This is a genomic window from Pseudomonas fluorescens (assembly GCF_001708445.1).
Classification (GTDB): Bacteria; Pseudomonadota; Gammaproteobacteria; order Pseudomonadales; family Pseudomonadaceae; genus Aquipseudomonas; species Aquipseudomonas gorinensis.
The window spans coordinates 729198-740000 of record NZ_CP015637.1; the positions used below are offsets into that span (position 1 = coordinate 729198).

Below are 10803 nucleotides of genomic sequence, written 5' to 3' on the forward strand. Positions count from 1 at the left end.
TGTGGGAGGGGGCTTGCCCCCGATAGCGGTGGATCAGTGACAGATACTGAGACTGACACACTGCATCGGGGCAAGCCCCCTCCCACATTTGACCGGCGTGCAGTCAGTAGTGTCGTCTTCTGCTGTTCGCTGGCGTAAACTTGCGCGCTTTCGCGACCTCGCTCGTCGCACACTCATTTTTATTCAAAGGTGCCCGCCATGCCTTGGCTGCAAGTCCGCCTCGCCATCAGCCCAGAACAAGCCGAAACCTACGAAGACGCTTTCCTCGAAGTGGGCGCGGTGTCGGTGACGTTCATGGACGCCGAAGACCAACCGATCTTCGAGCCGGAACTCAATACCACCCCGCTGTGGTCCCATACCCATCTGCTCGCCCTGTTCGAAGACGGCACCGATGCCGCCGCCGTCCTCGCCCATATGGAACTGCTCACCGGTGGCCCGCTGCCAGAGCACCACAGCGAAGTGATCGAAGACCAGGACTGGGAACGCAGCTGGATGGACAACTTCCAGCCAATGCGTTTCGGCCAGCGCCTGTGGATCGTGCCAAGCTGGCATGCCGCCCCTGAGCCGGATGCAGTCAACCTGCTGCTCGACCCGGGCCTGGCTTTCGGTACCGGCACCCACCCGACCACGGCCCTGTGCCTGGAATGGCTGGACGGCCAGGACCTGACCGACAGCCACGTGCTGGACTTCGGCTGCGGCTCGGGGATCCTGGCGATTGCCGCCCTGCTGCTGGGCGCCAAGGAAGCCGTGGGCACCGACATCGACGTGCAAGCCCTGGAAGCCTCCCGCGACAACGCCGGGCGCAACAACATCCCTGAAGGCAAATTCCCACTGTACCTGCCGGAGCACTTGCCCCAGGTGCAAGCCGATGTGCTGGTGGCCAACATCCTCGCCGGCCCGCTGGTCTCCCTGGCGCCGCAGCTGTCGAGCCTGGTCAAGCCGGGTGGCCGCCTGGCGCTGTCGGGTATCCTTGCCGAGCAAGGCGAAGACGTTGCCGCCGCGTACGCGAAGGATTTCGAGCTGGATCCGATCGCCAACCGCGATGGCTGGGTACGCATCAGCGGGCGTCGGCGCTAGAATGAGCGCTTGCCTGAATCGGATGGCCGCATGACCGACAGTTTCGTCACCCAATGTCCGCATTGCCAAACGCGCTTTCGCGTCAACCACGCTCAGTTGAGCGTGGCCCGCGGCGTAGTGCGCTGCGGCTCGTGCCTGCAAGTGTTCAACGCCGCTCGCCAGTTACTCGAGCAGCGCGCCCACGCGCCCGCCGCCGCTGTGGAACCACCGGCGGCCCTTGAGCCAGCCCCGCAGGCAGCGCCCGAGACAACACGGGCAATCAGCCAGAAGCAGTGGACAGCCGAAGAGCTGGACCTGGATAACCTGGACCTGGACGAAGAACTGGCCAAGCTGGAACGCCGCGAGATTCAGCACACCCAGCCGGTGGGTGCGGAGCGTCGCCAACCCGGCTCCGACCGCCGGCAAAAAGAAGAGTCCCTCAGCGCCAGCCGCGATACCGTCAAGGCCGAGGAAGAAAAGTGGGCCGCCAGCCTGTTCAGCGAGCCGCCTGAAGAACGCACCCAAGCCGCTGAAGACGAGCCTGAGCCAGCCAAGGCAACGGCGCCCCGACAGCGCACCGAACCGTCCATGTCATTCAGCATGGACGATATCGATGACGAACCACCGCTGCATGCCACCCATGACGCGGCTGAACTCGACCCGCCCGTCACCCCCATTACCGACGAAGCAGACACGGCAGCCCCCGAAGAACGCCCCCTGCCCCGCCGCAAACGCCCGCGCGCCGAGACCGGTGCCCACGACGATGTCCTCCAGGACCTGGAAGACGACCCGCTGCACCTCTACGCGCAGAAACGCCCGTCGGGTTGGGGCCGTCGCCTGATCTGGCTGTTGCTGGTGCTGATCGCCGCCGCCGGCCTAGCCGGCCAGTACATCGCCTACCAATTCGACGACCTGGCCCGCCAGGACGCCTACCGCCCATGGTTCCAGCAGTTATGCCCGACATTGGGCTGCACCGTGCCGTCGCGCGTCGATATCGCCCATATCAAGAGCAGCAACCTGGTGGTACGCAGCCATCCGGACTTCGCCGGGGCGCTGGTGGTGGACGCGATCATCTATAACCGCGCGACGTTTTCCCAGCCATTCCCGCTGCTGGAACTGCGCTTTGCCGATTTGAACGGCGGCCTGATCGCCAGTCGTCGCTTCAAGCCCGCCGAATACCTGAGTGGCGAGCTGGCCGGGGTGAGCGAAATGCCCTCCCAGACGCCGATCCATATCTCCCTGGACATCCTCGATCCGGGCAACAAAGCCGTGAATTACAGCCTGAGCTTCCACTCGCCCGAGTGAATCGGTTCACGCAGCGAAGCTTTACGATAGATTCCAGACTGAGTCACCGGCGACCAAACCGGTGGCGATAAAGAAATAACTGTTCAGATTTTATCCAATTCAGCCTTTATCCAGTCATCGAGAGCGGGTATCATGCCAACCCTTTTTCGAACTCTAATGATCCGGCCCCACAACAGGGAAGTCCTATGTCGGCGGTACGCATCGGCCCATACACATTGCAGAATGGCTTGATTCTCGCCCCCATGGCGGGCGTCACCGACCAGCCCTTTCGTCAGCTGTGCAAGCGTTTGGGCGCGGGTCTAGTAGTCTCGGAAATGGTCACCAGCGACATGAGCTTGTGGAACACCCGCAAATCGCGGATGCGCATGATCCACGAAGGTGATCCCGAGCCCCGCTCGGTACAGATCGCCGGTGGAGATGCACAGATGCTGGCGGATGCGGCCCGAGCCAACGTGGAGCTGGGTGCGCAGATCATTGATATCAACATGGGCTGCCCGGCCAAGAAGGTTTGCAACAAGGCCGCCGGTTCCGCGTTGTTGAAGGACGAGCAGTTGGTCACCGAGATCCTGCAGGCCGTTGTCGCCGCAGTGGATGTGCCGGTGACCCTGAAGATTCGTACCGGCTGGGACCGGGACAACAAGAATGGCCTGACGGTGGCGAAGATCGCCGAACAGGCGGGTATTACAGCGCTGGCGGTACATGGCCGCACCCGCGCCGATCTGTACACCGGTGAAGCCGAGTACGACACCATTGCCGCGATCAAGCAGGCGGTGTCGATGCCGGTGTTTGCCAATGGCGATATCGATTCAGCCGAGAAAGCCCGGCGCGTGCTGCACGCAACCGGTGCCGATGGCCTGTTGATTGGCCGGGCCGCCCAGGGGCGACCGTGGATTTTTCGTGAGATCGAGCATTTTCTGCGTACGGGCGAAACCCTGCCGGCACCGGAGTTGATCGAGGTGGAACGTATTCTGCTAGAGCATCTGGCCGCCCTGCACGCCTTCTATGGAGACGTGATGGGAGTACGCATTGCTCGCAAGCATGTCGGCTGGTATCTCGCAACCCTGCCGGGCGCCAGGGAGTTCCGCGCCCACTTCAATCGTTTGGATGATACGGAAGCACAGTGCGCCAACGTTCGTGAGTTCTTCAGCGAACGTTACAAGAGCCTGGGGACAGGGGACGGAAAGGGGGTGGCCGCATGACGATGATGACCGAGACTTTAGTGAGTGGAACAACACCCGTGAGCGACAACGTCAATTTGAAACAGCACCTCAACACGCCGAGCGAAGAAGGCCAGACCCTTCGCGGGAGTGTCGAGAAGGCGCTGCACAATTATTTCGCCCACCTTGAGGGCGCTTCCGTCACGGACGTGTACAACCTGGTGCTCTCCGAAGTCGAGGCACCCTTGCTCGAAAGCGTGATGAACTACGTCAAGGGCAACCAGACCAAAGCCAGTGAGCTGCTGGGCCTCAACCGTGGCACCTTGCGCAAAAAGCTCAAACAATACGATTTGCTGTAAGCATTCAATCCAACCAGAAAGGCGCCCGCGTAAAACCGGTCGCCTTTTTTGCTGACTCCTTTGCTTTTGATGGAAATTGAAATGACCGACCAGACTACCCGCCTGCCGATCCGCCGCGCCTTGATCAGTGTTTCCGACAAGACCGGGATCCTCGAATTTGCCCGGGGGCTGGAAGCCCTGGGCGTGGAAATCCTCTCCACGGGCGGGACCTTCAAACTGCTGCAGGACAACGGCGTGGCCGCAGTAGAAGTCGCGGACTACACCGGTTTCGCAGAAATGATGGACGGTCGGGTCAAGACCCTGCACCCGAAAATCCATGGCGGCATCCTCGGCCGTCGCGGCGTCGACGACGCGATCATGAACGAACACGGCATCAAGCCGATCGACCTGGTGGCCGTCAACCTCTACCCGTTCGAAGCCACCATCAACAAGCCAGGCTGCGACCTGCCGACCGCCATCGAGAACATCGACATCGGCGGCCCGACCATGGTGCGCTCGGCGGCCAAGAACCACAAAGACGTGGCGATCGTGGTCAACGCCAGCGACTACGCCCAAGTGCTGGAAAGCCTGAAGGCCGGTGGCCTGACCTACGCCCAGCGTTTCGACCTGATGCTCAAGGCGTTCGAACACACTGCCGCCTACGACGGCATGATCGCCAACTACATGGGCACCGTGAACCAGGCCGCCGAAACCCTGAGCACTGAAGGCCGCAGCCAGTTCCCGCGCACCTTCAACAGCCAGTTCATCAAGGCCCAGGAAATGCGCTACGGCGAGAACCCGCACCAGAGCGCGGCGTTCTACGTGGAAGCCAAACCGGCCGAAGTGGGCATCGCCACCGCGACCCAGCTGCAAGGCAAAGAGCTGTCCTACAACAACGTGGCCGATACCGACGCCGCGCTGGAATGCGTGAAGAGCTTCGTCAAGCCCGCCTGCGTGATCGTCAAGCACGCCAACCCATGCGGCGTGGCCGTCAGCCCCGACGCTGAAGGCGGCATCCGCCAGGCCTACGAACTGGCCTACGCCACCGACACCGAGTCGGCCTTCGGCGGCATCATCGCCTTCAACCGTGAACTGGACGCCGAGACCGCCAAGGCCATCGTCGAGCGTCAGTTCGTCGAAGTGATCATCGCGCCCTCCGTCAGCGAAGAAGCCCGCGCCATTGTTGCCGCGAAAGCCAACGTGCGCCTGCTGGCCTGCGGCGAGTGGTCGGCCGAACGCGCCGCCGCCTGGGACTACAAGCGCGTCAATGGCGGCTTGCTGGTCCAGAGCCGCGACATTGGCATGATCAGCAGCGCCGACCTGAAGGTAGTGACCAAGCGCGCGCCGACCGAGCAGGAAATCAACGACCTGATCTTCGCCTGGAAAGTGGCCAAGTATGTGAAGTCCAACGCCATCGTCTACGCCAAGAACCGCCAGACCATCGGTGTCGGCGCCGGCCAGATGAGCCGCGTGAACTCGGCGCGTATCGCCGCGATCAAGGCCGAACACGCCGGGTTGCAGGTCGCCGGTTCAGTGATGGCTTCCGATGCGTTCTTCCCGTTCCGCGACGGTCTGGACAATGCCGCGAAAGCTGGCGTGACTGCCGTGATCCAACCGGGCGGCTCGATGCGTGACGCCGAAGTGATCGCCGCCGCAGATGAAGCCGGCATTGCCATGGTCTTCACCGGCATGCGCCACTTCCGTCACTAAACACCACTGCTTTCCTACTGTAGGAGCGAGCTTGCTCGCGAAAAGCCCGAAAACGCCACGGGGAGCCAGATGCCCCCCGTCATCGTTGACGATCTTCGCGAGCAAGCTCGCTCCTACAGAAAGCACAGCGTTTCACAGAGGTTTTTGACATGAATGTTTTGATCATTGGCAGCGGTGGCCGTGAACACGCCCTGGCCTGGAAAGTTGCCCAGGACCCACGCGTCCAGAAAGTCTTCGTCGCCCCCGGCAACGCCGGTACCGCCATCGAAGCCAAGTGCGAAAACGTCGCCATCGACGTACTGGCCCTGGAACAACTGGCCGACTTCGCCGAGAAAAACGTCTCCCTGACCATCGTCGGTCCGGAAGTGCCATTGGTTGCCGGTGTCGTGGACCTGTTCCGCAGCCGCGGCCTGGATTGCTTCGGCCCAACCGCTGGCGCGGCCCAGCTGGAAGGCTCGAAAGCCTTCACCAAGGATTTCCTGGCGCGCCACAAGATCCCGACCGCCGACTACCAGAACTTCACCGAGATCGAGCCGGCCCTGGCCTACCTGCGTGAAAAAGGCGCACCGATCGTGATCAAGGCCGACGGCCTGGCCGCCGGTAAAGGCGTGATCGTCGCCATGACCTTGCAGGAAGCCGAAGACGCGGTGCGCGACATGCTCGCCGGCAACGCGTTTGGTGATGCCGGTTCGCGCGTGGTCATCGAGGAGTTCCTCGACGGCGAAGAAGCCAGCTTTATCGTGATGGTCGACGGCAAGAACGTACTGCCGATGGCCACCAGCCAGGACCACAAGCGCGTCGGCGACGGCGACAGCGGCCCGAACACCGGCGGCATGGGTGCCTACTCCCCAGCCCCGGTGGTGACCGCCGAGGTGCACCAGCGCGTCATGGACCTGGTGATCTGGCCAACCGTGCGCGGCATGGCCGACGAAGGCAACGTGTACACCGGCTTCCTGTACGCCGGCCTGATGATCGACAAGGCCGGCAACCCGAAAGTCATCGAGTTCAACTGCCGCTTCGGTGACCCGGAAACCCAACCCGTGATGCTGCGCCTGCAATCGAGCCTGGTGCTGCTGGTGGAAGCCGCCCTCGCCCAGGCGCTGGACAAGGTTGAAGCACAGTGGGATCCACGCCCGAGCGTCGGCATCGTGCTGGCAGCCGGCGGCTACCCTGCCGACTACGCCAAAGGCGATGTGATTGAAGGCCTGGACGCGGCTGCTACGCTGGAAGGCAAGGTGTTCCATGCGGGCACCGCGCTCAAGGATGGCAAGGTTGTCACCGCGGGTGGCCGTGTGTTGTGCGCTACCGCGATGGGTGCCAGTGTCGACGCTGCGCAGCAACAGGCTTACAAGCTGGCGGCGAAGATCGACTGGAAAGGCTGTTTCTACCGCACGGACATCGGTTATCGCGCCATTGCACGCGAACGTGGCGAAAACCAGTAACACTAGCTATCCGTTCGGTTAGGCAAGGGCCTCTGGCCCTTGCCGTATACAGGCCTCCCCGCGCATAGTTAACCGTGCATCAACCTACGAAGGGATTTCGCCGTGCGCTGGCTCAGGATCGCCATAGGTTTTACTGTCAGTCTGCTGACACTGCTCTGCTTGTTCCCGGCCCAGGCCGCCGCGCAAGGCAGTGGCTGGGCGGTATTGCTTGATGAACAGGCCGACCTGCAACTGAGCGACATCCGTTCCTCGCGCTACACCAATCAATTCAGCCCCATCGAACTGGACCGGATTACCGCCGCCGTGCCGGACGGTGCGTTGTGGGTACGTTTCAAGCTGCAGCCCGGCAAGCACGAGCAAGTGCTGCGCATATTCGCCCCGGACGTCTCACACCTGAGCCTCTATGTGCTGGACGGCGACACCCTGATCGAACAACAGAGCACCGGCACCCGCCAGCCCCAGGCGGAACGCCCGTTGCCCAGCAGCGATTTCATGCTGCCGATGCCCCAGAGCCAAAAGCCCCTCGAGGTGTACCTGCGCCTGGTCTCGGAACACGAACTGCGCCCCTACATCACCCTGGAGCCGGCCGTCCTGGCCGCCGCCGACCAGAACCAGACGCTGATCTATGGCCTGCTGTTCGGCTGCCTGTTGATGTTGATCCTGCACAACCTCACACGTTTCGCCTACCACCGCTCGCGCAGCAGCCTGTGGCTGGCGGCGTGCGAAGGCCTGTTGATGCTCAGCCTGGCGCTGCTGCTCAACCTGGTGGGGCCATGGCTGCCCGACTGGCACGCGATCCAGACGCCAGGCGCCTACCTCGCCCTTCTGCTGACTGCACCCTGCGGGCTGATGTTTGCCTACCGCTTCTTCATGCCCCTGGGCCCGCACCCGCTGAACAAGCTGCTGATGGCCGACATCCTGCTGATCGTGCTGTGCGGCCTGTTGCTGTTGTTCGTCAATACCCTGCCGCTGAACATCATCACCTACGTCCTGGTAGCGCTGGCGGGCCTGAGCATGCTGTTTGTCTCGGCCTACCACTGGCAAAAAGGCTACCGCCCGGCGCGGCTGTTCGTGGCGGCGATGGTCGTATTCAACATCGGCACGTTGATCATCCTGCCCGCCCTGCTCGGTCTGACCCTGGTAGCACCCCAAGGCCTGATCATCACCTTGCTCGGGTTTGTCTGCCTCAGCGGCCTGCTGATGAGCCTGGCCCTGGGCGAGCGCCAGCGCGCGATTGTCGAAAAACGCTTCAGTGTCAGCCGCGACCTGGCCGCCAGCAATGCCGAAATCGCCGCCAAGGCCGAGTTCCTGGCGAAAATCAGCCACGAAATCCGTACCCCCATGAACGGCGTGCTGGGCATGACCGAACTGCTGTTGGGCACGCCTTTGTCGGTGAAGCAGCGCGACTATGTGCAGACCATTCACAGCGCCGGTAATGAACTGCTCACGCTGATCAACGAGATTCTCGATATCTCCAAGCTCGAATCCGGGCAAATCGAACTGGACGACGTGCAGTTCGACCTGAATGCCCTGATCGAAGACTGCCTGAGCATCTTCCGCGCCAAGGCCGAGCAGCAGAACGTCGAGCTGATCAGTTTTATCCAGCCCCAGGTGCCGCGCGTGATCAGCGGCGACCCGACACGCCTGCGCCAGGCGATGCTGAGCCTGCTGGAAAACGCCCTGCAGAAAACCGACGAAGGTGAAGTGCTGATCGTCGTGGCACTGGACGAACGCAGCACCAAGCCGCGCCTGCGCATTGCCGTACAAGACAGCGGCCTGCCGATGGAAGCCGCCGAGCGCGACGCGTTGCTGCACAGTGAGTTGCACAGCAAGAACTTCCTGTCGGAGACGCGCTTGACCGGCCACCTGGGCCTGGTGATCGCACGCCAACTGATCCTGTTGATGAATGGCGAATTTGGTATCAAGAGTGGCGCGCAACAGGGCAGCACCCTGTGGCTGACCCTGCCGCTGGACCCGGAACGCCTGGAGCACCCGACCTCCGACCTCGATGGCCCGCTCAAGGGCGCGCGGGTACTGGTGGTGGACGACAACGACACCTGCCGCAAAGTGCTCGTGCAGCAATGCACCGCCTGGGGCCTCAACGTCAGCGCCGTGCCGTCGGGCAAGGAAGCCCTGGCGCTGCTGCGCACCAAGGCGCACCTGCGTGATTACTTCGATGTGGTGCTGCTCGACCAGAACATGCCGGGCATGACCGGCATGCAACTGGCGGCGAAAATCAAGGAAGACCCGAGCCTGAACCACGACATCCTGCTGATCATGCTCACCGGCATCAGCAACGCGCCGAGCAAGATCATTGCGCGCAATTGCGGAATCAAGCGCATCCTCGCCAAGCCGGTGGCCGGCTATACCCTCAAGACCACCCTGGCCGACGAGCTGACCCAGCGCAGCAAAGGCAATGTACAGCCCCGCGCGCCCCTGAGCGTGCCAGCGCCTGTCATCGTGCCCAGTGATTTCCGCATCCTGGTCGCTGAAGACAACAGCATCTCCACCAAAGTGATCCGCGGCATGCTGGGCAAGCTCAACCTCAACCCGGACACCGCCAGCAATGGCGAAGAAGCCCTGGAAGCGATGAAAGCCCAGCGCTACGACCTGGTATTGATGGACTGTGAAATGCCGATCCTCGACGGCTTCTCGGCGACCCAGCAATTGCGTGCGTGGGAGGTCAGCCACCAACGCATCCGCACGCCGATCGTCGCCCTCACGGCGCACATCCTCTCGGAACATAAAGAACGCGCACGCCAGGCCGGAATGGACGGGCATATGGCCAAGCCGGTAGAGCTGTCACAACTGCGCGAATTGGTGGAGTTCTGGGTGGCGCAGCGTCAACAACGCCCGGAACACGCCCCGTCCTGAACGCAGAACACCCGGCAGATAGAACTGTTGTGGCAAGCCCGCTTGTTGTGGCGAGCGGGCTTGCCCTAATGCCGTTCAGTTAAGGCTTTTTTGTAGGAGCGAGCTTGCTCGCGAAGAGGAATTTAATCTTGACGATGACCTACTCTCACATGGGGAAACCCCACACTACCATCGGCGATGCATCGTTTCACTACTGAGTTCGGGATGGGATCAGGTGGTTCCAATGCTCTATGGTCGTCAAGAAATTCGGGTACTGAGTCGTGGCCAGCTGGCCTCGCTTCAGCAAATTGGGTATGTGATAGCTTTCGGTGTTTTGTGAACTTCGAACTTTCGGTTCGTTTCGTCTTCACACACCGCAATCTGGTGCCTTTTCAGGTCAGCAAATTGCTTGGGTGTTATATGGTCAAGCCTCACGGGCAATTAGTATTGGTTAGCTCAACGCCTCACAGCGCTTACACACCCAACCTATCAACGTCGTAGTCTTCGACGGCCCTTCAGGGGACTCAAGGTCCCAGTGAGATCTCATCTTGAGGCTAGTTTCCCGCTTAGATGCTTTCAGCGGTTATCTATTCCGAACATAGCTACCCGGCAATGCCACTGGCGTGACAACCGGAACACCAGAGGTTCGTCCACTCCGGTCCTCTCGTACTAGGAGCAGCCCCTCTCAAATCTCAAACGTCCACGGCAGATAGGGACCGAACTGTCTCACGACGTTCTAAACCCAGCTCGCGTACCACTTTAAATGGCGAACAGCCATACCCTTGGGACCGGCTTCAGCCCCAGGATGTGATGAGCCGACATCGAGGTGCCAAACACCGCCGTCGATATGAACTCTTGGGCGGTATCAGCCTGTTATCCCCGGAGTACCTTTTATCCGTTGAGCGATGGCCCTTCCATACAGAACCACCGGATCACTAAGAC

General features: G+C 61.7%; 7 protein-coding genes and 2 rRNA genes (1 of these 9 cut by a window edge). 7 read left to right on the plus strand and 2 right to left on the minus strand.

The features are described 5' to 3' along the window. The first annotated feature begins 198 nt into the window (after nt 1-198). The 7 genes from prmA to A7317_RS03145 all read left to right on the plus strand — a co-directional run bounded on the left by prmA (nt 199) and on the right by A7317_RS03145 (nt 9882). Entirely contained in the window at nt 199-1077 is an 879-nt protein-coding gene (gene prmA, locus A7317_RS03115; protein ID WP_024073168.1) for a 50S ribosomal protein L11 methyltransferase, read from the plus strand. Nucleotides 1078-1107: 30 nt separating this feature from the next. Then, on the plus strand, nt 1108-2361 hold the full coding sequence (locus A7317_RS03120; RefSeq protein WP_024073167.1) for a DUF3426 domain-containing protein: 1254 nt from the start codon (nt 1108-1110) through the stop codon (nt 2359-2361). Between the two features lie 185 nt (nt 2362-2546). Continuing rightward, nucleotides 2547-3560: a tRNA dihydrouridine synthase DusB gene (gene dusB, locus A7317_RS03125; RefSeq protein ID WP_024073166.1), complete on the plus strand. Its 1014-nt coding sequence runs from the start codon at nt 2547-2549 to the stop codon at nt 3558-3560. Further along, nucleotides 3557-3877 (plus strand): DNA-binding transcriptional regulator Fis, encoded by a 321-nt coding sequence (fis, locus tag A7317_RS03130; protein WP_002555375.1) that lies wholly within the window; start codon nt 3557-3559, stop codon nt 3875-3877. The genes dusB and fis overlap by 4 nt, the downstream gene beginning before the upstream one ends. An 81-nt stretch (nt 3878-3958) precedes the next feature. Next, a complete protein-coding gene (gene purH, locus A7317_RS03135; protein ID WP_024073165.1) occupies nt 3959-5566 on the plus strand; it encodes a bifunctional phosphoribosylaminoimidazolecarboxamide formyltransferase/IMP cyclohydrolase in 1608 nt (535 codons plus the stop codon). Nucleotides 5567-5715: 149 nt separating this feature from the next. Next, on the plus strand, nt 5716-7008 hold the full coding sequence (gene purD, locus A7317_RS03140; RefSeq protein WP_024073164.1) for a phosphoribosylamine--glycine ligase: 1293 nt from the start codon (nt 5716-5718) through the stop codon (nt 7006-7008). A 102-nt stretch (nt 7009-7110) separates the two neighbouring features. Continuing rightward, nucleotides 7111-9882: a hybrid sensor histidine kinase/response regulator gene (locus A7317_RS03145; protein WP_069075189.1), complete on the plus strand. Its 2772-nt coding sequence runs from the start codon at nt 7111-7113 to the stop codon at nt 9880-9882. A 126-nt stretch (nt 9883-10008) separates the two neighbouring features. Here the strand turns inward: A7317_RS03145 and rrf are convergent. Both rrf and A7317_RS03155 read right to left on the minus strand, forming a co-directional pair. After that, nucleotides 10009-10124 (minus strand): 5S ribosomal RNA (gene rrf, locus A7317_RS03150). A gap of 157 nt (nt 10125-10281) precedes the next feature. Beyond that, a 23S ribosomal RNA gene (locus A7317_RS03155) occupies nt 10282-10803 on the minus strand; it runs 2370 nt beyond the window's last position.